Below are 25,855 nucleotides of genomic sequence, written 5' to 3' on the forward strand. Positions count from 1 at the left end.
GGTTGCGAACCGCGATATCGTCTCCACCGGCGGTTCGAACAGAAGTACGGGGAAGGTTTTCGCCTGTTGGCATGTGTTTTCCCTTCGAAAGCATTTTTCCGCCTACGGGAAGTCGAGGGGTCGGGAGCCGCTGTCTCGGTCGAGAACCTCGCTGATATGGGCGGCGAGGCGGGTCGGGGTCGGATGGTCCAGGATGCCTGCGACCGTGAGCCGGACGCCGGTAGCGCTGCTGAGGCGAGTGCGCAGCTCAACATTGGACAGCGAGTCGAACCCGGCGTCTCGGAAGGTCCGATCCGCGGCGAGGGCGTCGGGATCCTGGTGTCCCAGCACGACAGCGGCGTGGGTGCGAATCAAGGTTGTCAGTGCTTTGACCCGTTCGCTGGGTCGCAAGCCCAGAAGTTTCGATCGGGGGAAGTCTTGTGTGGCGGAGCCGGACCCCTCGCCGACAGGTGAACGCGGGTGGTGCCGAGGCAGTTCGGCCAGGACCGCGGCCGGCGGCGTACCGGGGTCGATGGGCGAGAGCGCCGTCGCGGCGAGAAGGGGCTCATCCTGCTCCAGGGCCATGTCGAAAACGTCCAGCGCGCCGGCCGTGTCGAGTGGGACAAGACCTTGCCGGGCAAGACGTGCCAGGTCGGTGTCGTCGAGGTGGGCGGTGAGTGCGCTGGATTGCCGCCACAGTCCCCACGCGATGGATGTGGCAGGCAGGCCGACGCTGTGCCGGTGGTAGGCCAGCGCATCGAGGAAGGCGTTCGCTGCCGCATAGTTCGCTTGTCCGGCCGTGCCGACCACGTTGGCGATGGACGAGTACAGCACGAACGCGCGCAGGTTCATGTCCGCGGTGAGCTCATGGAGATGTCGGGCGGCGATCGCTTTGGGCGCCAGAACCCGCTGGAGCCGGTCGGGGGTGAGGTCGGTGAACAGACAATCGTCCAAGATCCCGGCGGCATGAACGACAGCGCCGAGTGGGTTGCGAGGCGAGATATCGCGGATCACCGAGGACAGGGCGGCGCGGTCTGCGACATCGCAGGCCGCCAGGGTGATCTGGGCACCCATTTCACCGAGTTCAGCTGCCAGGTTCCGGGCCTCGGCCGCCTCGTCGCCCTGGCGGCTGACAAGGACGAGGTGGCGGCAACCGTGCGCGGTGACGAGATGACGCGCGAGCAATCGACCCAGGCTTCCCGTACCGCCGGTGATCAGAACTGTCTCTTCGGGTGCGAGCGCAGTGGGCTGAGTCAGGACGAGTTTGCCTGTGCTGTGCCCCTGGCTGAGGTGTCGCAACACTTCCCTCGCGTGACCGATGTTCCAGGTTCGGACGGGCAGAGGGCTCAGCAGGCCGTCGGCGAACAGCGACTGGAGATGGCCGAGAACGACTTCCACACGAGACATCGGAAGTACCGCGATATTGATGCAATCGTAGGTGATTTCGGGATGCCCGGCGGTGACAGTGGCTGGATCCCTGAGGTCGGTCCTGCCCATCTCGAGGTAGATCCCGCCGGGCCGGAGAACTCGGAGCGAGGCATCCACCGCTTCGCCCGCGAGGCTGCCGAGGACGACATCCACACCGGTGAAATCCGTGACCTCGGTGAATTGCTGTTCGAATTCGAGGGTGCGGGAGTCGGCGATGCGTTCTCGCGGGACCCCCATCTTCTCGACGACCCCGTGCTTGGAAAGGCTTGCGGTCGCGTAGATCTCGGCGCCGAGCATGGCGGCGATCTGGACAGCGGCCATGCCGACTCCCCCGGCCGCCGAATGGATCAGGACCCGCATGCCCGGCTTCACCTCGGCGAGCTCGACGAGCGCGTGGTAGGCCGTGAGGAACACGATGGGCGCGCCTGCGGCCTGAGCACGGCTCCAGTGCGCGGGCACGGTGAGTACGGCACGTCGGTCGACGACGACGACGGGCCCGTAAGCCCCCGGCCTCGCGCCCGCATGCAGTACGACCGCGGCGACCCGGGCGCCGAGCTCTACGTCGCCGACCTGCTCGCCGACCTCCACCACGTCACCGGCCACTTCGAAACCGAGTGCGGTTTCGTCGAGCATGCCGAGCGCCACCAAAGGATCACGGAAGTTCACGCCGGTGGCCAGCACGCGGATGCGCACCTGGCCCGGTTCGAGCGGCATCGTGAGGTCGGGTGCCGGTGCGGCCGTGACACTGTCCAAGGTCTTGTCTCGACCGGGCACCAGCCTCCAGGGTTGCTCGATCGCAGGGGGCCGGAGAAGGCCTTCGGCCGCGGGAGCGAGGCGTGGGACCAACGCCCTCGCGCCGCGCAGAGCTACCTGCGGATGGTCGGTGGCGATCGCACCCGTCATCAACCGGTGATCGACTGGGCCTGCGTCGAGATCGATCAATTGCACACGGCCCGGATGCTCGCTCGAGACCGATCGCATCATGCCCGCGCATGCCGCGCCGAGAGCGTCCGGCGCGCTCTCCGCGATGCTCGCGCAGTGGGCGCGGCGTGTGACGCAGACGATCAGCGTCTGGTGGAGCAGCTCTTCGCGCAGAAGTGTCTGCGCATCGGCCATCGAGCGGGAAAGGTGTTCCCGCAGTGCGGTTTCTTCGGGCAGCTCGTCGCCCTGTGTCGAGGAACGAAGATCGAGCAGGACGACCTCCGGAACGTCTCGCCCGTGCCGCAGCGCAAGTAACAACGAGCGGGCGTCGGGGTGAACGTCGTTCCCTGGAAGGTCGCGATGTGAGCCGACAACCACCCATCGCGCACAATCCGCCTCGCCGACGGTGTCCACATCCACTGGCCTCCAATGGAATCGGAACGCATGGCGAGCACCGGTGGCGAGCATTCCGCGCAGTCCACGTTTCGTCACCGGACGCAGGAGCAGATCTCGGAATTCGGCGACGGGATTTCCGTCAGGGTCGGTGACCCGGACGTGGTGGCGGTCCTGTCCGGCCGGGCTTATCGTGGCGCGCAGATCGTCGCTCCGCCGCGGCAGTATCCGCGCGGATCCGATGGAGTACGGCAGTATCGTGCTCTGCTCGGCTCCGGTCAGCAGTAGGGCGTGCAGGATCGAGTCGACAAGAGCGGGATGAACAGCGAAGCCTTCGGTGTGCGCGGCCTGATGCTGCGCCAGATGGACTTCGACGTACAGCGTGCCGTCTTTGCTCCACGCGGCCGCGAGGTTCTGGAAGGCGGCACCGTAGTCGTAACCTCTGTCCCGCAGCGCGCGATAGCATCCGTCCACAGATAGGCTATGACTGCCCGACGGAGGCCAGACCTGCTCCTGTGGAACATCTTCGGTTTCCACCGCGACCATGTCGACGGTTGTTGCCTCGCCGTGGCAGCGCCATGGCCCCTTGTCCCCACGATCACGGGAGTGCAGGGTCAACCGCCGGCGTCCGTCCTGTCCCTCCGGGCCGCACATCACCTGGATATCGACTGTGGTATCGGTCAGCGGCAAAGGAGAACTCAGGACCAGGTCCTGCACCCCGCTTGCCCCCGCCCGCACAGCGCACCAGGTGAGAATTTCGACCGTTACCGTGGCGGGAACGATGACCCGGTCGAGTACCTTGTGGTCTGCCAGCCACGAGTGTTCTGTCAGATCGAGGTGACCCACACACACCATGCCGCCGTCGGAAAGGTCGGTGGTGGCGGTGATGAGCGGGTGGTCTGCGATGTCGAACGATCCCTCTCGCCTATTCCGTGACGTACTGGTTGTCGGTAGCCAATAGGACCGACGTTGCAGCGCATACGTGGGCAGGTCGACCTCGCGGGCACCGGGATACAGTGCCTCCCAATCCACCTCGGCGCCCTGGGCGTGCGCGTCGGCCACGGCGGCAACAAAGTCTTCACCTCCTCCTCGCCCGCGCTGCAGCGTGCCGGTGACCCCGGCGTCGATGTCGACCATCGATGCGATCTCGGCGATGGCGCCGGTCAGTACGGGGTGCGGAGATACCTCGACGAATTGCCGATATCCCGCGGTCAGCGCACGGCGTATCGCCTCGTCGAAATGCACTGTCCGGCGCAGGTTCTCGAACCAGTACGCAGCGTCCAAGCTGGTCGAATCGATGATCTCGCCGGTGGTCGAGGAAATGATGGGCAGCCGGGCCGCACGCGATGGGATCGCGCCGAGATCGGCGAGGATACGATCGCGCAGTATCTCCATATGCCGGCTGTGGGAAGCGTAATCCACGGGCAGCAGCCGACCTTCGACACCACATTGTTCGCACTGCTGCAGAAACTCCGTCATCGCGTCGGCATCGCCGGCAACCACCGTGGCCGACGGTCCATTGACCACTGCCACCTCGAGCCGGCCGTTCCACCGGCACAGCGATTCCCTTGTGCGCTCGGCGGGCATCACCACCGACGCCATGGCTCCTCGCCGGTCGACCACCCGGAGCGCGGCACTGCGCAGCGCCACTACGCGGGCGGCCTCGTCGAGTGTGAGGGCTCCGGCGATATGAGCTGCGGCGATCTCACCTTGACTGTGCCCGATGACGGCGGCGGGCCTGACCCCGAGGCTCTGCCACAATTCGGCCAGCGACACGTACATCGCGAACAGCAGCGGCTGGATCACCTCGGCCCGCTCGACTTGTGCGCTCCGTTCCCCACGCAACACCGCGACGACGTCGAAGTCGACGTAGGGCCTCAGCGCCTCGGCGCAGCGTGCCATCGATCGAGCGAAAACGGGCGAGTCGGTGAGCAGCCGATCGCCCATCCCGACCCATTGCGACCCTTGACCGGGAAAGACGAAAACGGGACCGGGTCCGTGCCGCACCTTCCCCACGGCAACGCCGAGCGGGGCCGGAATCGCCTCCGTGGCGAACGCGTCGAGCCTCCCGACAAGTTCCTCTTTCCCACCTCCGGTGACCACAGCTCGATGTGTCAGAGCGCTGCGCGTGGTGCCGAGCGACCAGCTGAGATCCACCTCCGAGAGGCCTCTATTGCTGCGCACGTGCGCGGCCAGCGCCGCGGCCTGTGCGACGAGAGCGGACGGCGACGCCGCGTACAGCGACCACATCGGTAGTTGCGTGCGCAGTGGAGAAGGCTCACGCCCGCGCGTGGGCCGAGGCCCGACAGCGGCGGGCTCGGGCGCTTCTTCGAGGATGACGTGGGCGTTGGTGCCGGTGATCCCATACGACAGGACGCCTGCCCGACGCGGCTCTGTCGTACGCGGCCAGGGACGAGACTGCTGCAGCAGCCGCATCCCGCCCGTCGACCAGTCCACACCGGCGATGGGGTTCTCCACATGCAGTGTGGCGGGCAATCGCTCGTGCTGTAGCGCCAGCACCATTTTGACCAGGCCCGCGAGTCCGGCGGCGGCGAGTGTGTGGCCGATATTCGACTTGACCGAACCCACCCACAGGGGGTCGTCCGCGGAATGGTGCCGTGCGTAACTGGTCTGCAGAGTCGCGGCCTCGGTGGTGTCGCCGAGGGGCGTTCCGGGGCCGTGCGCTTCGATCGCACCGACGTGCTGGGGAAGCAACCCGGCGTCGTCGAGGGCGGCGGCGATCACGGCCTGCTGCGCACGCCCGTTCGGCGCCTGCAGAGTGGCGCTTGCCCCGTCCTCGTTGACGGCGCTGCCGCGGATCACCGCCAGCACCGGCTTGCCGAGGCGCTGGGCTCGTTCCAACGGCATCAAGATCAACGATGCGACCCCCTCCGCCGGCGCGAATCCGTTGCCGTCGGCGGAGAATCCGCGGGAGTAGCCATCCACCGACAGGACCCTGTGCCGTGAGTATCGTGCCAGCATCGACGGATCGGAGATCGCGGTAGCGCCGCCGACGATCGTGACATCGCACTCACCGGAGCGGAGTGCTCGAACCGCCAGGTGCACGGCCACCAGAGCTGACGAACAGGCTGTATCCACCGTGATGGCAGGGCCGTTGAGGCCGAGGGCATAGGCGATCCTGCCCGAGGTCGCGCTCAGCATCGTCCCCATCAGCAGATGCCGCTCCAGGCCAGGAATTCTCGAGCCCGCCAGGCCGTAATAGCTGTCGGTCGCTCCGACATACACGCCGGAGCGGACGTTACTCAGCGACCGTGGGCTCAGGCGCGCACGTTCCAGCGCCAGCCAAGAACTTTCCAGCAGCATCCGCTGTTGCGGATCCATCGTGGTGGCCTCACGCGGGCCTATCCCGAACAGGCTCGCATCGAAGTCGCCGAGGTCACGCAGGAAGCCACCCCGCCGGATGTACGTGGACCCTTCGACGGCCGGGTCCTCGTTGTACACACGGCTGAGGTCCCACCCACGTTCGGTGGGGAGGCCGTAGGAAACATGTCGCCCTTCGGAAAGAAGCTGCCAATACTCGTCCGGATCATCGGCGCCGGGGAAACGACAGTCCATGCCTACGATCGCAATCAATCCACCCGGCCCGGAGTCTCTGTGGTCAATCATGGCACCATTCATTCCTCGCGTTCAGGCACAGTGGGGCAGACCGGATGTCAGGAAGAATCCCGCTCGGAGCGCGTCTAGTCGTCGTAGTCCACGTATTTGCCTGCCAGCTTCGCCATGAAGTCCTTGGCGCCGATGGGTCTGTACTTCGGTGTGCGGCCGGGCCATACCTCGAGAACCGAGTCCTCCCGGGGCAGAACGAGGTAGGGAACAGAGATCCGGGATACCGCCCGATGGCCCGGATCCCTAGGCGCGCACACCCGATGCGAACACGAACGGAAACGATCGTTGCTGACCATCTGGAGCCAGTCGCCGCTGTTCAAGATCATGGACCCGTGCGGGGCGGTGACCCTGCTCCAGGTTTTGCGCTGCGGGTGGAAGAGCTGCAGCCCTTCGATCGGATTGGCGGGCAGCAAGGTGATGAGGCCGTAGTCTTCGTGGGTCATGAAGCGACCCGTGTTCTCGGTATCACTCGCCCGGCCCGCCAGCGCCGGGTAGTGGTTGATCCGCAGTACGCCGTACGGTGGGGAAAGTTCCTCGTCGTAGATCGACGGATCGATGTTCAGATACTCGAGCAGGGTCCGGACGAGCGGCAGCGTCAGTTCCTCGCACGCCCGCCAATACGGCCGCAGACCGGTTTCGAACTTCTCCTCCGGCCAGAAGGTCAGCGCCTTGTCGTGATCCTCACCGGGTACACGGAAGGAATCGCGAAAGAACTCCCATGCTTCCACGGCATTCGGCCGTGTCGGTGTCCACTCTTGGACCGCGAAGTACCCGCGGCGGAACGCTCCGCCGTACACGTAGTCGGTCGCGGCGAACTTCAGCTTCTGTTCCTCGGGAACCGAAGCGAACAGTTCCAGAGCGCACGCGTCGGTGGCCTGGAGCGAGTCGATATCGATCCCATGGTTCACCAAGATCGCCAGCCCGGTATCCTCCATGGCGCGACCGAGCATATCGACGAAGCGTTTCCGCGCCGCCGAGTCACCCTGCAGGTCTGACATATCACAGATCGGCGGCTCGAAACTGTCGTCGAACACGTCGTCGGGGCTTTCCTCGAGCGAATAATCGAGGTCTTTCTCCACCACCCCGAACTTGCCGAGCGCTTCATTGGAATTGCTGGAACCCACGTTGTCACCTCTGAATGAATCCGAGCCGTCGACGGACGACTACATTTGCGCACGGCGTCGATCCGACGCACAGCAGACCTCAGCGATCCAGATACCTGGCAGCCAGCCTCGTCATGAAATCCCGGCCGCTGATCGGCTGATACTTCGGATCGAAGCCCGGCAGAACTTCCACGATCGACGTCTCGTGAGGGTGTACGACATAGGGAATGGTGAGGCGGGGCACGGCCCGCTGGGTGCGGTCGCGAGGGACGCTGACGCGATGGGTGCAGGAATGGAAGCGATCGTTGCTGATCATCTTCAGCCAGTCGCCGCTGTTCAGGACGAAGGACCCGGCCGGCGCGTGGACCCTGCTCCACGTCTTGTGTCGCGGGTGGTAGAGCTGCAGGCCCTCTACCGGGGTAGCGGGCAACAGCGTGATCAGCCCGTAGTCCTCGTGGGCGATGACTCGGCCCGTGTTCCCGGCATCCGCGACGGCATCGGCGATCGGCGGGTAGTGGTTGAACCTCAGCACGCTGTTCGGTGGAGAGAGTTCTTCGTCGTACAACGAAGGGGCGACGCCCAGATATCGGAACATGGCGTGCACGAGTGGAAGCACCATCCGCTCACAAGCCTGCCAGTAGGGTCGCAGCGCCACTTCGAAACGTTCACCCGGCCAGAAGGTGAGAGCCTTTTCCGGGTCTTCGCCCGGAATACGGAAAGCCGTTTTGTCGAGTTCCCACGCTTCTACCGAATTCGGCAGTGAAGCCGTACTTTCCTGGAGTGGGATGTACCCCATTTGCAGCGGCTCGCCGAATGTGCAGTCCGTCGCGATGTACCTCATCTTTTCTTCGATGGGTGTCGCCGTGAACATCTGCAGTGCCGCGTCAGCGGCGCCGGGCAGGACCGTTTCAGCACCATGGTTGATCAAGATGGCCAGTCCGACGTCCTCCATGGCTGCCCCGAGTTGATCGATAAAGCGACTCTGCGCCGCCGCATCGCCGCCGAGGTCCGCCATGTCGCACACTTGCGGCTCGAAGCTGTCGTCGAATAGGTCGTCGGGATTTTCGATGAGCGAATATTCCAGACAGTTGAGATCATTCTCCACCACGGCGAATTCTGCGTGCTCTACATCGGATCTATTTGCACTCACACTGGCCCCTACAAGGTATTCGATCAGATGTCCGGGTAAAGTCCCACTCGGTGACTGGAAAGCTTGCGAAGGTCGAATAAGGGTGGAACTGCTGGGTAAACCAAGATTGCCTCACCACTGATGCGCTGTCAATAGTGGCCGGAGAAGCGACAAGACGCAGAGAATTTGCTCGCCCCGAAGCTATATTTCAGCAATCCGACCAGGCAGTCGGTCAAACTCTCGCAGCGACAAGCCATTCCTGTTTCACAGATCTTCGCAGTCCGACAATCGCCATGAGCGCGTGGAGTATTACGACTGACGCCGGCGCGGAACTATTCCACCGGCAGCGGAAATGGTGGCAACGACCGCGACTTACCGATCCCATGACATTTCGCAACGAGCAGCCCGTGCGACGTCATGGAGCCGCTGCCCTATCGTGGTCGGCTCGACTCGCGTCCATCACATGATGGCCCGCCGAGCACCAGTCTACGGTGATTCACGTTGAGACAGTGGGTATTTCGAGCATTTCGACAGCGCTTCAGACTGAATGCCCCCGTCACAGCCGCTTCCACGCCTATACCGTCCCGGTAGCGATAGGGATGCCAAGCTTCGGCTCGGCTACCGCGCCCGCCTGGCACCAAACCCGTTGTCCGCGCATAGCTTTCGTGTCAGAATTGGTTCGGCTGTAGGGATGGTGCCGGCCGGTGGCCACGCCACGCTCGACGAGCGGCTCACCAGCTTCGCCGGAGGCCGTGAACGCATTCCGCTCGGCATCGAGTCCGGCACATCGACATGAACGAATCGCCGACGCGGCGGGGCAAACCGCCCGGTGACGGACCGTCGGGAGGCCGAAGTTCATCACTCTCGTGATCAGATCCTCAGTCGGTCCCGCGTCGTCGGCAAGCGACCGTCACCCACGCAGGAGGGGACCAGCGCAATGAAGCGGACACCGGCGTAACCCGCACCCCACCCCGAATAGGAGCACAGCACCATGAGTGACCCCACCGGCACCGTCGCGACCACCGTCTTCCTGGGAATACCATTGGGGCAGTGCATCACCCGTAACGCCCGGGCTGACATGCCACGGCAACCCCGTGCCCGGGTCGCTGTCCGCAGGCCTTCCGACTTCGCGGCTGCGCCCGGAGCCCTGGCCGTCATCACCCCCGCCAACCCCGACGGTCCAGCATGACCGACGAGCTCCGGCACACACCGGTGTTGACGGTGACGATCCCAGCGGCCTTGGCCTGGACCCGGCACGCCCTGGTTTGGGCATGGACGGTCGTTCATCGGTGGCTGCGACCGTGAAGATGTGAGCCGACGCCGGCCGAACTACCACTCTCGGCGTCGCGGGTTCGAAGCTGCTCGCCAACAACGGATTCCGGTACCGGAATCCACCTCAGGTCTCCTGTTGGGCGTCGGCAGATTGCTGCTGACGCGTCGTGTTGGTTTCGGCGTGTGGTCGAGGAAGCGACAATACCGCGGCGCCAGCTCGACGGGGCCGCAGCGACGAAACGAGGCCTTCGCCGCCCAGACACTGGCAGTGCTACGCAGCTGGAAGATTGCGCTCGACGACCCGCGGGTTCCACGGCACCGCTCGCGGCTAGGAGTCGCGGCCGGTGGCCGATGGCCGCCCCGGGGCTCCTCCGAGCAGCGCATCGACCGCGTTGCTCACACGCAGCGGCGATCCGGTCGTGGACTCCCCCAGCTGTTCAGCCACCCACGCTCGACTGGGACCGGACTCGTGACGGCCGGCGACGAACCACACTCCGCGCGCGGGCTCGTCGGACTGATTGACGTACAGGTGCGGACGGGTGGAGTCGAAACACAGCGAGTCGCCGGCGGTGACGGTGTATTTGTCGAAGTCGAGCAGCAGGGTCAGCTCCCCGGCGAACAGGTAGGCGTACTCGGTTCCGGAGTGGCGCATCGGCATCCGGTCCGCCGAGCTCGCCGCGCCCGGTTCGTAGGTGACCAGCAGGGCATCCACATCAGCGCCCGAGCCGACCGCGAGTTTCTCCCACCGCACGCCATCGGCCATCTCGAGCACCGGATTGGTCGCACCGCGCTGCACCACTCGCGTCGCGGGATCGTCGACGGGTTCGGCGGACGGTTCGGCGTTTCGTCCGTACCTGATGTCCAGAAGCTCGTCGAGGGAGACTTCGAGGTGGTTCACCAAGGCGTACAGGGTGCTCACCGAAGGCTGGGATTTGCCGTTCTCGATCTGGGAGAGCTGGCTGGCCGAGATGCCGACCGCAGCCGCCACCGCGCGCAGGCTCGACCCGCGGTCCTGACGTGCCCGCTTCAGCGCGGGCCCGATCCTGTCCTGCATCAGCGCACTCCTCGTCCACTCGTCAACTATCAATGAACAATATCCGTTCACCCGAAATGAACATACCGCCCCGATGTGGCGTACCCCGGCTAACCCGTTGCGGCGCAGGGACTTCGCTGTTCACAGGCTGCATACAGGCAACTGTCAGACGCAACCATCGACGGCAACTTGTTCACTCTCATGAGATAACCACCGCGAAGTGGTTGACATCACTCGCCATATGTTTAATGATACTGAACACATTCGGTGGCTTTCGCCCCACTTCCGTCATCGACGACGAAGGAGACCCGTGTCTTCCCCGCTCGCTCCACCTCGGCCGATTCGGCTGTCCCAGCTTTCCACCACCATGGTCCAGCACCCGGCGACAAACTCTGCGGCGGGGCGAGGGTACTCATGCTGATCGGGTTCGCCGGCCTCGGCCGGATGGGCAGGCCCATGGCCGACCACCTGGCCGCCGCCGGGCACACCGTCCACGCTTATGACCCGATGGTCGATCAGGCCGGCGCGTCGGTGACGCTGGTCGAGGCCCCCGACGCGCTGGCCGACACCGAACTGTCGATCAGCATGTTGCCCGACGGTGCGGTCACCCGTGCGCTGGTCACCGACAGCCTGCGTACCGTCGCGCCCGGCCACCTGCACATCGTCATGGGGACCGTCGGTCCCGAGGTCGTGCGCGAACTCGCCGCTCTGCCATGGCTGCAAGTCGTCGACGCACCGGTCTCGGGCAGCGTGTCCATGGCCGAGTCGGCGACGATCACCACCATGGTCGGCGCCGGTCCCGAACAGTTCGAGCGGGTGCGCCCGGTGTTGGCCGCGATGACCGCAGCACAGTTCCACGCCGGCCCGGTCGGTGCCGGGTCCACGGCCAAACTCGCCGTCAACGCCGTCCTGGCGGGCCTGAGTCAGGCTGTGGCGGAGGGAATCATGCTCGCCGAAGCAGGCGGCCTCGACCCCGCCACCTACTACGGCATCCTCGCAAGCAGCGCGGCGGGTGCGCCGTATGTCGGCTACAAGCAGCAGGCCTACCTCGCCCCGGAATCGACCCCGGTCGCGGCACCGGTGTCGCTGATCCGCAAGGACCTGGCCCTGGCGCTGGAGCTGGCCCACCGCCACCGGCTCACCCTGCCCGGATCCGAGGCCGCCTTCGCCGTGCTCGACGACGCTGTCACCAGCGGGCTGGCAGCAGCCGACATGGCCGAAGTCCTGACCACCTTGCGCCGCCGCAGCGCACTTGCGCTGTCCGAAACCCTTTCCCCCACACCGCAGACAGGAGCACTCTCATGACCGGCGACACCCTCGACACCACCGAGATCGAATCGACCATCCGCACACTCGAGGACGCACGCTACGCCGCCGTGCTGGCCGGTGACATCGACGCTTTCGCCGCTACGGCGCACCCGCGACTGCTCTACACCCACTCCAACGCCGAAGTCGACACACTCGACACCTACCTGGGCAAACTGCGTACCGGCCACTACGTCTACCACTCCATCGACCATCCTGTGCACCAGATCGTCGTCGTGGGCGACACCGCGGTGGTCTCCGGGGAGATGCACGCCGACATCACCGCAGGCGGGGTGCGCAAGCAGCTGGCCAACCGGGCCCAGGCGATCTGGGTGCGCGCGAACGACCAGTGGCTGCTGCTGGCCTACGGGCCCACCGTCATTCCCGGGGAGATCCGATGACAACCTTCACCTACGACGGCCTCCCCGGCCGTGTCGTCTTCGGCGCAGGCACGGCTCGCACCAGGTTGCTCGTCGAACTGGATCTGCTCGGCGCCCAGCGCATTCTGCTCATCGCCACCGACGCCGAAGGCGAGGTCGCGACCCGGATGTGCGCGCCGTTCGCCGACCGCGTCGTGGCCACCTTCGCCCAAGTCCGGCCCCATGTTCCCGTCGAGGTCGCCGAACTGGCCCGCAAGGCCGCCACGGAGGCTGATGCCGATCTGGTGCTGTCGGTAGGCGGCGGATCCACCACCGGCACAGCCAAAGCTGTCGCCCACACCACCGGACTGCCGATCCTCGCCGTCCCGACGACCTACGCCGGATCCGAGGTCACCCCGGTGTGGGGCATGACCGATCGCGGCCGCAAGACCACCGGCACCGATCAACGGGTCCTGCCCAAGACCGTGGTCTACGACCCTGAGCTCACCGCCTCACTGCCGGTGGACCTTTCCGTGGCCAGCGGCCTGAACGCGGTGGCACACTGTGTGGAGGCGTTCTGGGCGCCGCGGCGCAGCCCGGTGTCGAGCGCGGTTGCCGAGGACGGCATCCGTCATCTCGTCGCCGGATTGGCCACCCTCGCCGATGTCCCGACCGACCCGGCCAGTCGCAGTGAACTGCTGCTGGGTGCCTACTTGGCCGGATCGGCGTTCGCCGTAGCCGGATCGGGCCTGCACCACAAGATCTGTCACGTGCTCGGTGGTGCGTTCGACCTGCCCCACGCCCAGACCCACGCCATCGTGTTGCCTTACGTACTGGCCTACAACGCCCCCAACGCCGCCGAAGCCACCGACCGCATCACCCGAGCGCTGGGCCGCACCGACATCGTCGACGCATTGCGTGAACTCGGCGCCGGGCTGGGCGTTCCCGCCGGCCTTGGTGAGCTGGGCATGAGCGAAGCGGAGATAGATACCGTCATCGACGACATCACCGCGATCGCCCCTGCCGACAACCCCACGCCGGTCACCGAGGAAGGAGTGCGCGCCATCCTGTCCGGTGCGTGGGCCGGATCTGATCCAGCGGGACTGCAGCAATGAGCGCCGAGCAGGCTCTCGCAACGGATCGGGAAGCCGCCGTCACCGCGGAAGTCTTGGCCAGTTTCGCCGGCACTCCCGACCCACGCCTGCGCGCGGTGATGCACAGCCTCGTCCAGCACCTGCACGCTTTCGCCCGAGACATCCGGCTCACCGAGTCCGAGTGGGAAGCCGCGATCGAATTCCTTACCCGCGCAGGACATATCACCGACAGCCGACGGCAGGAGTTCATCCTGCTCTCCGACGTCCTCGGCCTGTCGATGCTCACCGTCGCGATCAACGAACCCGACGCACCCGGCGCCACGGAGTCGACGGTATTCGGGCCGTTCTTCGTCGACGACGCCCCCGAGATCGCCCTGGGCGGGGATATCGCCCAAGGCGCATCGGGAGTTCCCTGTCATGTGTCGGGCCAGGTGCGCTCGACCACCGGCGACCCGGTGGTCGGCGCCCGGATCGAGGTATGGGAAGCCGATGACGACGGCTATTACGACGTCCAATACCCCGACAACCGCACCGCGGGCCGCGGCTGGCTGAACTCCGGCGCCGATGGCGAGTACCGGTTCTGGTCGGTGCTTCCCGCCCCCTACCCGATCCCACACGACGGACCGGTCGGCGACCTGCTCACCGCCACCGGCCGCGGCCCCATGCGGCCCGCACACCTGCATTTCCTGGTCACCGCACCGGGCTTCCGGCAGCTGATCACCCACCTCTTCGTCGCCGGCGACGCCTACCTGGACTGCGACGCAGTGTTCGGTGTCAAGAACAGCCTCGTCGTCGAGGTCACCCGGCACACCGACACCGCCGCACCCGACGGCGCTCACCCCCGAGGTGAGTGGACGAGCATCACCTTCGATCTGGTGCTCGCTCCCCACGAAGCCCGATAGCCCGCTCACCAGCGGCAACTCGTCCGGGCGGCGCAGCCCCCGGAACCATACGACCGGCCCGTCGAGGCACGGATCGAACGGAACAAGCCGAAGCTCTCACCAGCATGTGCCGGCGGCGTGCCCAGGTTCTGATTCCACACCCAGCGTGGCAACGCTTCTGCCCGCTTTCGAAGATCACCGCTGCCCGGGGCACGACCCCAGCAGCTCACACTGGAGGTACAACGATGCGACGTACACGTTGGATCGTGCTCGGCGGGTGTTTCCTCGCCTACTTGTTCGACGCCCTGGAAATCGTCCTGCTGTCGATGGGGCTGCCCGCGATCCGCAAGGACATGGGCCTGACGATCACCCAGGGCGGCCTGTTGGCCACCGCCACCCTGGTCGGGATCGGCGTCAGCAGCGTGCTGGGCGGCTACATCGCCGACAACTTCGGCCGCAAGAAGGCACTGCTCGCCTCGCTGGCCACCTTCGGCCTGTTCACCGCCGCCATCGCGGTCGTCCCGAGTTTCGAGGTCTTCCTCCTGCTGCGGTTCCTGGCCGGTATCGGCCTCGGCGCGGTCTGGAGCGTGGTCTCGGCCTACGTTGTGGAAACCTGGCCGGAAAAGCACCGTGGTCGCGCCGCGGCGTTCGTGATCAGCGCATTCCCCGCCGGCGGTGCCATGGCCGCCACCATCTCGGGCTGGTTCCTGCCCGACTGGCGGCTGATGTTCCTGGTAGCAGGCGCCGCGGTCGTGCTGCCGATCGCCATTGTGGCGATCTTCTTCACCGAATCCGCCACCTGGGCCGCGCAGAAGGCCGCCGAGGTCGTCTCCGTCCGTGATGTGCTGGGCTCTTCGCTGCGCCGCCGCACGCTGCTCGGCACCCTCATGGCCGCCCTGGCCCTGTTCGGCTATTGGGGTGCGATGACCTGGCTGCCCACCTACCTCACCACCGAGCGAGGCCTCGACAAGGGATCGGTCGCACTGTTCGTCACCATCGTCAACCTGGGAATGTTCGCCGGTTACAACGGATTCGGCTACCTCGCCGACCACATCGGCCGCCACCGCACCATCGTCATCACCCTGTTCGGGGTCGCGGCGACCCTGCCGATCTACGCGATAACCACCGATCTGACCGCTCTGCTGTGGCTGGGCCCCCTCTTCGGCGCCTTCACCGCCTTCTTCGGCCTGTTCGGCTCCTACCTCGGCGAACTGTTCCCGACCAGGGCCCGCGCCACCGGTGCCGGGTTCTGCTTCAACGTCGGACGCGGTGTCTCGGCGCTGGCGCCGTTCATCCTGGCCGGGCTGGCCGCCAGCATCGGTTTCCAGGGCGGTCTGATCGTCTGCGCGGGCTTCTTCGCCCTCGCCGCGGTAGTGGCGTTGCTGCTGCCGCGCACCGGAGCCGTCACTGAAACTGTTGCCGCCCAAACGGTTTCCGACCCGCGCGACGGCGCTCCCGCCACCGTGTGACACCGCGGATCCGGGCCGGTGCCCTCACCGGCCCGGATCCAAACCCCCACTGAGACCGAACTCCTCCTTTCGAGCAGAAAGACACTGCTGTGCCATCGACGATGCGAGCCGCCTTCTACCATGGGCCACAGGACATTCGGGTAGAGGAAGTCCGGATTCCGACCCCCGGTCCCGGGGAAGCTCTGGTGAAAGTCCTGCGATCGGGAATCTGTGGCACCGATGCCGCCGAGTGGACCGCCGGGCCGAAAGTCTTTCCCGTCCACCAGCCGCACCCGCACAGCGGGCACCTCGGTCCGCTCATCCCCGGGCACGAATTCGTCGGCGAGATCGTCGAGGTCGACCCACAGTCCCCGCTGGTGCCGGGCACCCTGGTCGCCAGCGGCGCAGGCATCTGGTGCGGTGAGTGCCGGCGCTGCCACCAGGGCCGGACCAACAAGTGCACGCGGTACCGGACGCTGGGCCTCAATATCCACGGCGGGATGGCCGAATACGTCGCGGTGCCCACCGCGACACTGCGTACCCTGCCACCCGGCCTGAGCAGCGACCACGGCGCCCTCGCCCAACCGCTGGCCGTGGGCATCCACGCCGCGCGCCGCGCCGGCGCCGTGGCGGGAGATCGCGTCGTGGTGATCGGGGCGGGTGCGATCGGCTCGTTCGTGCTGGCCGGATTACGTCATCTCGGCGACTACGAGATCACCGTCGTCGACATCGCGGACTCACGCCTGGCTCGCGCCCAGCGCCTCGGTGCCGACATCACCGTGACCGCGTCGTCGTCGCTGACAGCGGACATCACTGACGCCCTCGACGGCGCCAAACCCGATGTGGTCATCGAGGCCAGCGGCGCGCCGGGCCAACTGGCACTCGCGCTGGACCTGGTCACAGACGGCGGCCGCGTCGAAGCCGTCGGTATCCCGAAGCAGAAACCCGAACTCGACCTGCACTCGATGATCTTCCGCGAGATCACCCTCGAAACCACACTGGCACACGTCTGCGACACCGACCTGCCCGCCGCCCTGCAGATCCTGACCGAAATGCCCATCCTCGGCGAGGAATTCGCCGAACCACCGGTCGGATTGGCGCAGCTGGGCGCCTGCCTGGACCGCCTCGCCGCCGGACAGGTCGAAGGAAAAGTCCTCATCGACCCCGGCGCCTGACCGGCCGAAAAGCGCACCTCGCTGCCCGACTCGGCGCCATCGGGTACAGCGCCGGGCTGACACCGACCGCCGCGGTCATCGAGACCGACGCCGCAGCGACGATCGCCGCCGACAACGACGTGCTCACCATTGGGTGTTCAAGGACCCGCTGCGAGACAGTAAAGAATCGATATCTACAGTCCGTCATGGAATGTCCAGCAGTGGGTTGCAGCAATGTCAAGGGCTCGGCATTGCGACTATTTCGAGCCTAGTTGGATCCTGAGCCTTGTGGGCACTCAGATTTTCGGACACAGGAATCTCCAGACAAGGGCATGATGCCTTGCTCTGAAATGCCCATCTCATGATGGGCGCCGTCGGGTTGAATAAGGACATGCAGTCGGCCGAGCTGGTTGTCGACGGTGTTCGCATCTCTTTACGTGCAACGCGAGGTTGACCCATGGTTGCCGAAATGGCAACACGCATAGCAACTTTGACGTAAGACGCCGCGGCGCTCTATCTCGCGCTCGCGAGTCGACGAACATCGCAAGGTTTTGGCGCGCTCCCATTCGAGACGCAACACAGCGAGATGGGCAAGCGACCAGAACTGGCAGTGATCGAGCTCACAAAGGGGCCGTTCCTGGTTTCCTACGGTTTCGTTGCCGTAGGTTTCCCGGGTTACGGTTGCGTAGATCCCGGATTGTTGTGCATCGTTTCCCCATAACCGTCAACGCCGGGAAATGGAGTCGGAACGTGGGCCATTACATCGCGAATGTTCGGGACATCGAATTCAACTTGTTCGAAGTACTGGGATTGGATTCCATTCTTGATTCCGGGGCATTCGGCGACCTGGACTCCGAGACCGCGAAGGTGATGCTGAGCGAGGCTGCCGCCTTGGCTGAAGGTCCGCTGGCCGCATCGTTCGCCGTCGCCGACCGCAACCCACCCACGTTCATCCCCGAGGAACATCGCATCGTGGTGTCCGAGGCGCTGGCAGCCACCGTGAAGGTGGCAAAGGACGCACAGTGGTGGCGGGTCGGGATGGCCGAAGGCATGGGCGGCCAGCCGGCGCCGGCGGCACTGACCTGGGCGGTCAACGAGATACTCAGTTGTGCCGACCCTTCGGCGGCCTTCTTCTACAGCCTGGGCCCGGCAATGGCCACTGTGCTGTATGGCGTGGGCAACGAGCAGCAGAAGCGCTGGGCCAAGATCGGCATCGAACGAGGCTGGTCGGCGACGATGGTGCTCACCGAGCCGGATGCCGGCTCCGATGTCGGCGCCGGACGCACCAAGGCGATCGCCCAGGCCGACGGGACCTGGCACATCGAAGGCGTCAAGCGATTCATCTCTGGTGGCGATGTCGGCGACACCGCCGAGAACATCTTCCACCTCGTGCTGGCCCGTCCCGAGTTCGCGGGTCCGGGGACCAAGGGGCTGAGCCTGTTCTATGTCCCGAACCATCTGTTCGATCCCGAAACCCTGGATCTGCGTGACCGCAACGGTGTCTTCGTCACCGGCGTCGAGCACAAGATGGGCCTGAAATCCTCGCCGACGTGCGAGATCACCTTCGGCGGACACGGAATCCCGGCCGTTGGCTATCTCGTAGGTGACGTGCACGACGGCATCGCCCAGATGTTCAAGGTGATCGAGAACGCTCGCATGACCGTCGGCGTGAAATCTGCGGGCACCCTGTCCACCGGGTATCTCAACGCGCTGGCCTACGCCAAAGAACGGGTCCAAGGCGCCGACATGGCCCAGATGCTGGACAAGACCGCTCCGCGGGTGCCGATCATCGCCCACCCTGACGTGCGGCGCAGTCTGATGCTGCAGAAGTCCTATGCCGAAGGTCTGCGCGCGGTCTATCTCTACACGGCAGCGCATCAGGACAGTGTTGTCGCCCAGGCGGTCTCGGGCGCGGATGCACAGATGGCGCGTCAGGTCGACGATCTGCTGCTGCCGATCGTCAAGGGCGTCGGGTCCGAACGAGCGTATGAGATGTTGACCGAGTCACTGCAGACCCTCGGTGGCTCGGGTTTCCTGCAGGACTATCCGATCGAGCAGTACGTCCGGGACGCCAAGATCGACTCGCTGTACGAGGGGACCACCGCCATCCAGGCTCTGGACTTCTTCTTCCGCAAGATCGTTCGCGGGCAGGGCGCCGCGCTGGCACATCTCACCGACCGGATCACACTCACCGTGAAATCCGACTGCGCGGCCGTCAAAGCCGATTTGCCACTGCTGGCCACCGCTCTGGCCGACGTCCAAGCCATGGCTGTCGCGCTGACCGGCTACATGATGTCCGCCGCGAAGGACCCGCGCGAGTTGTATAAGGTCGGCCTCGGTTCGGTGCGTTTCCTTGTGGCCGTGGGTGATTTGCTGATCGGCTGGCGGCTGCTGGAGCAGGCTATCGTCGCCGAGGCGGCGTTGACCGCCGGCACGGCAGCGCGTGATGCCTCCTTCTATCGCGGCAAGGTCGCCGTGGCAGGGTTCTTCGCCCGCAACGTGCTGCCGCAGTTGACTGCTACCCGTGGTGTCCTGGCCAATCTCGACCGCGAGATCATGGACCTCGACGAAGCCGCCTTCTGACCGGGTTGCGAGCATGCACCCCGAAGAAGAAGCCATCATCGACTTCGCCCTCCGGCTACAGCCGGTCGGCGGGCCGTCGGCGGAGGAGATCCGCGACGGCTTCTCATTGTCCCGTAACCAATTTCGGGCCCGGGTCCGCGAGATTCTCGGCATGGATGATGCCGGCGGTAGTGAGCCCGTTGTTCACGCCGCGAGGGCACTGCTTCGCGACTATTTTTCCGAGATTCATGAGCGTGCATGCAGCGAGGCGTTGCCGGACGTCGAACGATTCTACGGAGCCCTCCTCGGCGCCGACCTCCGCTCGTGCGTCTGCGTTCAGACGACTCGGGACCTATTCCACAGGCAAACAGCCGATGACAGTGGCGATTCCGCCAGAGTGTCGGTATCTACTTTGACGTCCGAAAGCTATTCCAAGGCAGCATGTTTCGGTACCGCGGAGGGACGTCACCAGCTATGGGGGTAGGCGTCGTGGCGCAACCCGGCTTTTCACCGTCGCACCCGCGTAGCGAGATCGAGCAAGCCTGGTTATCGGCGACCCACTCCGCACGAAGTCGAGAGGCCGCTGTGACGAGAGCGGTCAAGATCGCATCGCGTCCGGCTCCCGCTGTCCGCCGACCGGATCCACCACACGTCGCAGCGCGCTCAGATCGGCCTCGATCGCCCGGAACAGCACATACACGACGATGAAGGCAAGGACCGCGCCAACGCACAACACTCGCACGGCCAGGAGCACCAACGGCATGTCGTCCGGCGGAAGCAAGGTCACCCCGGCAATCGCCAGCAGCGGCACCGCCGCCGCCACGGCGAGATACACGGTGCACCGGCGATCGAGTCCGCGCAGGCGCAGCGCATCGACCGCCGTGATGTCGCCGTGTGAGAGGAGCATCGGATAGAGACAGCGCACCATGTAGAACGTCACCAGGAAGAATGGGTAGGCCACTGCCATCGCACCGCAGACCACTGCTCCGCCCAGGTAGTGCAGCAGCATCTCCCCGGTGAGCTCTTTGGTCGTGAAGTGCATCACGAGCGGGATGATGATCGCCGCCAGAGTCCACAGCGAAAACGACACCAGCACAGCACGATCACCGAACAACAGGGCATCCGATCGTGCCCGGGCCAGCACCCGTGCGTCGTATTCCCGACCCCGGCGCAGGCCGCGCGGGACGATGAGCAGATACCGCGCCATGTACAGCACCAGGGCGATGCCCAACGGGAAGAACACCACGTTCGTCATGGCTGCGGTGAACCGTGCCGCGTGCTGCGCCGGGAGGCTCAGCCGTTCGAAGATCAGCGTCGCGTTGTGCTCGATGTTGTACGCCGATGCGAGCGCATTCGGGACGACAAGGGCCAGCGCCACCACCGGCACCAGCCAGGGCCGTAGTCGCAGCCGCCAGCTGGACGGTGGCGGGTCCACCAGGTCGCGGGCGCGCTCGTCGAGGCACACTTCCAGCTGCTGAGCCAATTCCGCGCCACCGGCCCACCGCTGGTCACGCTCGGGCGCCAGGCACATCAGCAGCACCCGGCGCAGCCCCGCCGGGCAGTCAGGCGGAATCCGCTCCAGCGCGCCCGGATCCACCCCGGTGCGACGGCGCTGCACCATGGCCGCCAGCGTGGTGGCATCGTCGTGTTCGCCCGCGGTGGTGTCGTCGAATGGCTTGTCCCCGGTGAGCAGCTCCCACAGCACAACGCCGAGCGAATAGATGTCCGCGCGGGTATCGAGATCGTCGACGGACCGGTCGTAGCCAGGGTGGCAGACCTCCAGCTGTTCGGGCGCCATGTACGACAATGTGCCGCCGAAATAGGCGACCGGGTTGGTCTCGTCGAGATCGCGGCTGAAACTGACGTTGAAATCGGCGAGCTTCGGCACGGCCTCGGCGGTGAGCAGCACATTGGCCGGTTTGACGTCACGGTGCAGCACGCCATTCGCGTCCGCGTAGGCCAGCGCCTCGGCGAGCCTGCGCCCGAGCCAGGCGACGGTTTCCGGCCACGACAGCCTCGCGATCTCCGCGCGCACACTGGAATCGGTCGGCCGGATCTCGGCCTTCTCCGCCATCGCGGCATCCACCGCGTCCAGCAGCAGCTGTCCGCTGCGCTGGTCCGGTGGGGTGGCCCGTACCCGGTGCAACACGCCCAGCAGGGTGCCGCCGGGCAGGAATTGCATATACAGCAGTCGCAGCCGAGGCCCACCGGGATCTCTGTCCAGGTCGGGCTCGTCCAGCAGCCGCTGATCGAAGACTCGCACGATGTAGTCGTGGTCGAGCTGGGCCAGGGTCTGCGGTTCGGTGCCGCGGTCGGCGGAGATCTTCACCGCGACCAGCCGCTGCATCGAGCGCTGCCGGGCCAGGAACACCCGAGCGAACGCACCGCTGCCCAGGGCCGTGAGCAGATCGAAATCATCGATGCGATCGCCGATCACGAGACGGCCCAGTCTGGTGGCCGGGGCACCGGTCGGGTCGTTGGCGGTGCGGGGGTCGGCGGCAGTGCGAGTCGCATCCCCCGACGAGGTGATCGAATCGACAGAGGTCGCGGCGGTAAGTTCCGGGCCGCCGCGCCGGGTGGTTTGGTCCTCGTGGTCGGCGTTGAGCAGCTCGCGCAGCCGCGCCGCCTGCTCGGGGTACTCCCGCAGATATTCGCCCGCATCCACGCGTTCGCCGCTGTGGCGGCGGATCACGAACTCGTCGTACACCAGACTGGCCGGAATTCGATCCCGCGTCAGCTCGGGAAATTCGGCACAGTATTCGCGCAGCCGCTTGGGCCTGGGGGTGGCCGCGACGGGATCGTCGGGGTGGGTCGCGGGCGGTCGGCGCAGCCGCCGATGCCGCAGGTCGATCCGAATCAGTTCGATCAGCGCATCCAGGCGTGCGCCCGGCAGGTAGTCGGCGATGAGCGGCGGCTCGACATCGGCTTCCCACGCGGCGGCGAAAGCAGCCACGGCGCCGAATTCGATTCCCGCCGTTGGTCGCCCGAACCCATTCCCGGAGTCGGAACTGTCGCTCATGTCTGCACCTATCGAGCCGGACTACGCACTCCTCGGTCGGTGGGTCAGGAGAACACCATCACACACGGCACTATCCTCCCCCGAGCGACGCTGACAACCCTCGGCGCCCACGTCGGATCGGAGTTTCCACCGCCCCGGGGCCGCCGTCCAAATCACCACCACACGCGACCGTTACTCCGCGGCCCCCAGCTGCTGTGAATTCGGACGTCGTCTATCGGTGAATTCCGGTATCGGGCGGCAACGCTGAGATCCACTGGTCTCGGCGAAATCAGGCTCTCAGATCGGGCCGAAGACCCCGGCGAGGCCGAGTACGAACAACACGGTTCCCAACGCGATAGCGACGACGTGTGGAAACATGACGTGAGCAAAGAACCACGGCTGCCGCCGCCACCACGAGGATGGGCGCTCCCCCGGTTTGGGATCGGCAGGGTCGGCCCGGTGCCCGTCGGGTCGGACCGGGTTTTCGGCGACCCACCAACTCCAGTCGATGAGCGGTGAGGATGCACGTTCGCCGCCGGGCAACACTACCGAGAACAGTGTGTGCGCAGTCATTTCGATGGCACGCATGCGGGGGTAGTAGTGCACCTGGTGAGCTTTGGTGAATGCCTCGAGCAGCCAGAACGCGACCCCGCTGGCGGCAGCGACGAGGAACAAGCCGTAGTGGTTCTGCTGAAATCCCAGGCCCAGGGCGGCCAGACTCAGCGTGACCCCCCAGCCCTTGATGGTGAGCAGTCGTTGATCGAACCCGTTGACGATGTCGAGCAGTTGCGCGTACTCGGCACGCAGGTCCTCGTGCAGGCGAGCCAGGTCGCCAGACTCCGCAGATTCAACCATGTCGCTTCCCCGTTCACCTGTTATGCATGCGCGCCGACAATCCCGCCTCGCCGAATCCACAGATCAGGATCAGCTAGGAGGGTCATCGTTCCATCGCACGAGCGATCGGCACCGCGACGTCCGGGTCGGCGAGATAGTCTTCGATGGCATGGGGTCCGGTCGGGTTGTGGGTTCGCTCATCGGCGAGCTGGCCGGCGAAGGACTCGTCGAATGCTCCCGCCAACGGGTGGACGAGGGCGACGATGTCCAGCACGTCATAGGCGTTCAACCACGCAGCTGCGCGGGTCGGGACTTGCGCTGGGATACCGGGGCGCCGCCCGGCGACCTTGCCCAGAAGGTTCTTCTGCACGATCGGGAACCCCAACGGGCTGCCGGCGGTCACCAGCTGCCTGACCTTGTATGCCGCCGGGAGCCGGGTGAGCAGGTCGTAGGCGACGATGCTGCCCAGGCTGTGCCCGACGATCACGACATCACCGCCCGACCCCATTTTCGCCCGTAGGTCCCGCTCGACGAGAGCGAGGACCTGCTCTCGCATCTCGGTCATTTCCAGGTAGTAGGCGACGTCGTCGAGGAATCGTTCGATGATCAGCGCGGGTGCCCCGGTCTTGCGGCTCAGGAATTGCAGGGCGCCACGCACCACCGGCAGCTTGAGCGCATCTCCGAACCCGAGCTCCTGCGCCACGTCGTGTTCGGTGAGCCCGACCCCGGGATCGGTGTAGCCGAGTTCTTTGACCGGGTCGTAGCGGATCGCGCCCGCGGCATCCAGAAGCAGAGCGACCTTTGTCTGCACCAGCTTCGCTTCGTCGGCGTCGGCAGCGGTGTCGAGCATTTCGAGCTCCGGCCGTCGGCCACCGCCTGCCTCGAAATCCTTGATGGCGGTGGCGAAGACGTTGCCGTAGAACGGGAACACGACGTGGGATTCGTCGATAGGACCGCGTCCAGCCGTGATCAATCCCTTGGCCAGTCCCCCGACCCATTTCCGCTTCATACCCAGGACGTAGGCCGCGAGCCGGTCAGGATCGCGAGCGATCTCGTCGTCACTCTCCTGACTACGACCATGGATGAACAGCAGCGTTGTCGACATGGACCTGCTCCTAGTCTTGTTGCAGAACTTTGGTGAGCAATGCGGCCTGGTCCGTCGACAGGTTCAGCGTTTCCAGTCGAGCGACGATGCTCGATACACGTATGCCCGCGTTGGCGATCCAGTGGCGTAGGTGATCGGGTGTCTGTCGTGTGACGAGGTTGCCGTTGATGTCGATCTGCCTGCCCTGAGCGTCCTGTGCCTGTTCGGCACGATGGTGCAGCCCGACCAGCTCCCACTCGTCGTTGAACACCGGTGAACCGGACGATCCGGGCATCGTGTCGGTTTGATAGATCAGCCGTGTCGGGTCCACCTTCAGCAACAGGTTCTGTCGGAACGCCAGTTTGCGCGGATTCCCGCCCGGATGTTGGATGATGTTGAGTGGCTGGCCCTGGAGGACCTTCCCGATGGCCGGGTTCAATCGGATCCGGCCGAATCTGGTCGCCGCCGCTTTTCCGTTGGGCAGTGCGGAGACTGCCACCAACGCGAAGTCGAGTTCCCGGTCGCCGGTGACGAAGAATCGGTCCGGGTCCAACCTCAAGCTCACCGAGGAACGGATCTGGCCGGCTTCGTTTTCCTCGAACCGGAAGACCGCGCGGACCCGAGGATCTTGTGCCGATTCCAACGTCGGGAATACGTGCCAGTTGGTGAGCAGCAGCTCGTCCGACACCAGGAAGCCGGTCGCCGGTCCGCGGGGTGTCTTGATCAGAGCGACCGAATCCGCGGCCGCGGCTGCCCGCTTGAGCCACAACGCGGGCACCATGTCGTCATCGCCCATCGCCTGCTCGAGCTCGCGGTCGATCACCACGTGATCGGCGTTGTCCGGGATGTCGATGCCGCGAAGATTCGCTGCCGCCATCTTGCGACCGACCGGCTCTGACCGCCAGGCCTGCGCGGGGTCGGCCAGCACCGAGGCAATGTGTTCGACGTTGCCTGGAGTCACGATCGGCCCGCCGTCAGTCGGCACCAGTGGGTCGACCCGCTCGATCGAGCTGATGTCGCCGGACGCGCGGCGTCCATCGTCCATATCGCCCCGCCCCGTACCTCGTTCGGCCACGGAAACCACAACGATATTGCACTCTATTCCCCGCAGGACCACGGTCTTGCACACCGCTACGCAATCGTGACGGCTGGAAGCTCAGGACGTCGCGAAGTCAGAGTTGACGACGAGCATCCGGACAACACCGGCCCCGCCGGTGCCGTTAAGGCTCGGTGGGGCCGGTATACCGACAG

Annotated in this window: 16 protein-coding genes; 8 read left to right on the plus strand and 8 right to left on the minus strand. The window is 65.6% G+C overall.

Annotated elements, in window-relative coordinates; genetic code table 11:
- Positions 1-102: 102 nt before the first annotated feature.
- From ACFWF2_RS01020 to ACFWF2_RS01030, 3 genes are all read right to left on the minus strand, one after another.
- The gene (locus tag ACFWF2_RS01020; protein WP_379303252.1) at positions 103-6,360 is read right to left on the minus strand and encodes a type I polyketide synthase; all 6,258 of its coding nucleotides are present in this window, start codon (positions 6,358-6,360) and stop codon (positions 103-105) included.
- Between the two features lie 62 nt (positions 6,361-6,422).
- A complete protein-coding gene (locus ACFWF2_RS01025; protein WP_379303254.1) occupies positions 6,423-7,472 on the minus strand; it encodes a 2OG-Fe(II) oxygenase family protein in 1,050 nt (349 codons plus the stop codon).
- A gap of 79 nt (positions 7,473-7,551) precedes the next feature.
- Positions 7,552-8,556: a 2OG-Fe(II) oxygenase family protein gene (locus ACFWF2_RS01030; RefSeq protein WP_379303256.1), complete on the minus strand. Its 1,005-nt coding sequence runs from the start codon at positions 8,554-8,556 to the stop codon at positions 7,552-7,554.
- A 1,015-nt stretch (positions 8,557-9,571) separates the two neighbouring features.
- Between ACFWF2_RS01030 and ACFWF2_RS01035 the strand changes: the two genes are divergently transcribed.
- Positions 9,572-9,769 carry a hypothetical protein gene (locus ACFWF2_RS01035; protein ID WP_379303258.1) on the plus strand — a complete coding sequence of 66 codons (198 nt, stop codon included), beginning with the start codon at positions 9,572-9,574 and terminating at the stop codon, positions 9,767-9,769.
- A 411-nt stretch (positions 9,770-10,180) separates the two neighbouring features.
- On the opposite strand, the gene ACFWF2_RS01040 is transcribed toward ACFWF2_RS01035, so the two are convergent.
- Positions 10,181-10,906 (minus strand): helix-turn-helix domain-containing protein, encoded by a 726-nt coding sequence (locus ACFWF2_RS01040; protein ID WP_379303260.1) that lies wholly within the window; start codon positions 10,904-10,906, stop codon positions 10,181-10,183.
- A gap of 393 nt (positions 10,907-11,299) precedes the next feature.
- On the opposite strand from ACFWF2_RS01040, the gene ACFWF2_RS01045 reads away from it, so the two are divergent.
- From ACFWF2_RS01045 to ACFWF2_RS01075, 7 genes are all read left to right on the plus strand, one after another.
- Positions 11,300-12,190 carry an NAD(P)-dependent oxidoreductase gene (locus ACFWF2_RS01045; protein ID WP_379303262.1) on the plus strand — a complete coding sequence of 297 codons (891 nt, stop codon included), beginning with the start codon at positions 11,300-11,302 and terminating at the stop codon, positions 12,188-12,190.
- The gene (locus ACFWF2_RS01050) at positions 12,187-12,591 is read left to right on the plus strand and encodes a nuclear transport factor 2 family protein (protein ID WP_379303264.1); all 405 of its coding nucleotides are present in this window, start codon (positions 12,187-12,189) and stop codon (positions 12,589-12,591) included. Before ACFWF2_RS01045 ends, ACFWF2_RS01050 begins: the two co-directional genes overlap by 4 nt.
- On the plus strand, positions 12,588-13,664 hold the full coding sequence (locus tag ACFWF2_RS01055; RefSeq protein WP_379303266.1) for a maleylacetate reductase: 1,077 nt from the start codon (positions 12,588-12,590) through the stop codon (positions 13,662-13,664). Before ACFWF2_RS01050 ends, ACFWF2_RS01055 begins: the two co-directional genes overlap by 4 nt.
- Complete coding sequence (locus ACFWF2_RS01060; RefSeq protein WP_379303268.1) at positions 13,661-14,545, plus strand: intradiol ring-cleavage dioxygenase; 885 nt, start codon at positions 13,661-13,663, stop codon at positions 14,543-14,545. Before ACFWF2_RS01055 ends, ACFWF2_RS01060 begins: the two co-directional genes overlap by 4 nt.
- Before the next feature lie 224 nt (positions 14,546-14,769).
- A complete protein-coding gene (locus tag ACFWF2_RS01065; protein WP_379303270.1) occupies positions 14,770-15,993 on the plus strand; it encodes an MFS transporter in 1,224 nt (407 codons plus the stop codon).
- Positions 15,994-16,094: 101 nt separating this feature from the next.
- On the plus strand, positions 16,095-17,147 hold the full coding sequence (locus ACFWF2_RS01070; protein WP_379303323.1) for a zinc-binding dehydrogenase: 1,053 nt from the start codon (positions 16,095-16,097) through the stop codon (positions 17,145-17,147).
- Positions 17,148-17,876: 729 nt separating this feature from the next.
- Positions 17,877-19,709 carry an acyl-CoA dehydrogenase gene (locus tag ACFWF2_RS01075; RefSeq protein ID WP_379303272.1) on the plus strand — a complete coding sequence of 611 codons (1,833 nt, stop codon included), beginning with the start codon at positions 17,877-17,879 and terminating at the stop codon, positions 19,707-19,709.
- 577 nt (positions 19,710-20,286) lie between these two features.
- Here ACFWF2_RS01075 and ACFWF2_RS01080 read toward each other — a convergent pair.
- The 4 genes from ACFWF2_RS01080 to ACFWF2_RS01095 form a co-directional block, all read right to left on the minus strand.
- Positions 20,287-22,707, minus strand: a complete 2,421-nt coding sequence (locus tag ACFWF2_RS01080) for a serine/threonine-protein kinase (RefSeq protein WP_379303274.1) — start codon at positions 22,705-22,707, stop codon at positions 20,287-20,289.
- Between the two features lie 276 nt (positions 22,708-22,983).
- A complete protein-coding gene (locus ACFWF2_RS01085) occupies positions 22,984-23,541 on the minus strand; it encodes a hypothetical protein (RefSeq protein ID WP_379303276.1) in 558 nt (185 codons plus the stop codon).
- An 82-nt stretch (positions 23,542-23,623) separates the two neighbouring features.
- On the minus strand, positions 23,624-24,625 hold the full coding sequence (locus ACFWF2_RS01090) for a hypothetical protein (protein ID WP_379303278.1): 1,002 nt from the start codon (positions 24,623-24,625) through the stop codon (positions 23,624-23,626).
- A gap of 10 nt (positions 24,626-24,635) precedes the next feature.
- Positions 24,636-25,649, minus strand: a complete 1,014-nt coding sequence (locus tag ACFWF2_RS01095; protein ID WP_379303280.1) for a trypsin-like serine peptidase — start codon at positions 25,647-25,649, stop codon at positions 24,636-24,638.
- Between the last annotated feature and the right edge of the window lie 206 nt (positions 25,650-25,855).

The organism is Nocardia sp. NPDC060259, from assembly GCF_042728775.1.
In the GTDB taxonomy this organism is placed as follows: domain Bacteria; phylum Actinomycetota; class Actinomycetes; order Mycobacteriales; family Mycobacteriaceae; genus Nocardia.

Bases quoted from the DNA above. Each gene is read 5' to 3' on its own strand.
- ACFWF2_RS01065 (WP_379303270.1), top strand. From the start codon at position 14,770: ATGCGACGTACACGTTGGATCGTGCTCGGCGGGTGTTTCCTCGCCTAC.
- ACFWF2_RS01035 (WP_379303258.1), top strand. From the start codon at position 9,572: ATGAGTGACCCCACCGGCACCGTCGCGACCACCGTCTTCCTGGGAATA.
- ACFWF2_RS01095 (WP_379303280.1), bottom strand. From the start codon at position 25,649: ATGGACGATGGACGCCGCGCGTCCGGCGACATCAGCTCGATCGAGCGG.
- ACFWF2_RS01040 (WP_379303260.1), bottom strand. From the start codon at position 10,906: ATGCAGGACAGGATCGGGCCCGCGCTGAAGCGGGCACGTCAGGACCGC.
- ACFWF2_RS01070 (WP_379303323.1), top strand. From the start codon at position 16,095: ATGCGAGCCGCCTTCTACCATGGGCCACAGGACATTCGGGTAGAGGAA.
- ACFWF2_RS01060 (WP_379303268.1), top strand. From the start codon at position 13,661: ATGAGCGCCGAGCAGGCTCTCGCAACGGATCGGGAAGCCGCCGTCACC.
- ACFWF2_RS01085 (WP_379303276.1), bottom strand. From the start codon at position 23,541: ATGGTTGAATCTGCGGAGTCTGGCGACCTGGCTCGCCTGCACGAGGAC.
- ACFWF2_RS01090 (WP_379303278.1), bottom strand. From the start codon at position 24,625: ATGTCGACAACGCTGCTGTTCATCCATGGTCGTAGTCAGGAGAGTGAC.
- ACFWF2_RS01050 (WP_379303264.1), top strand. From the start codon at position 12,187: ATGACCGGCGACACCCTCGACACCACCGAGATCGAATCGACCATCCGC.
- ACFWF2_RS01055 (WP_379303266.1), top strand. From the start codon at position 12,588: ATGACAACCTTCACCTACGACGGCCTCCCCGGCCGTGTCGTCTTCGGC.
- ACFWF2_RS01045 (WP_379303262.1), top strand. From the start codon at position 11,300: ATGCTGATCGGGTTCGCCGGCCTCGGCCGGATGGGCAGGCCCATGGCC.
- ACFWF2_RS01020 (WP_379303252.1), bottom strand. From the start codon at position 6,360: ATGAATGGTGCCATGATTGACCACAGAGACTCCGGGCCGGGTGGATTG.
- ACFWF2_RS01080 (WP_379303274.1), bottom strand. From the start codon at position 22,707: ATGAGCGACAGTTCCGACTCCGGGAATGGGTTCGGGCGACCAACGGCG.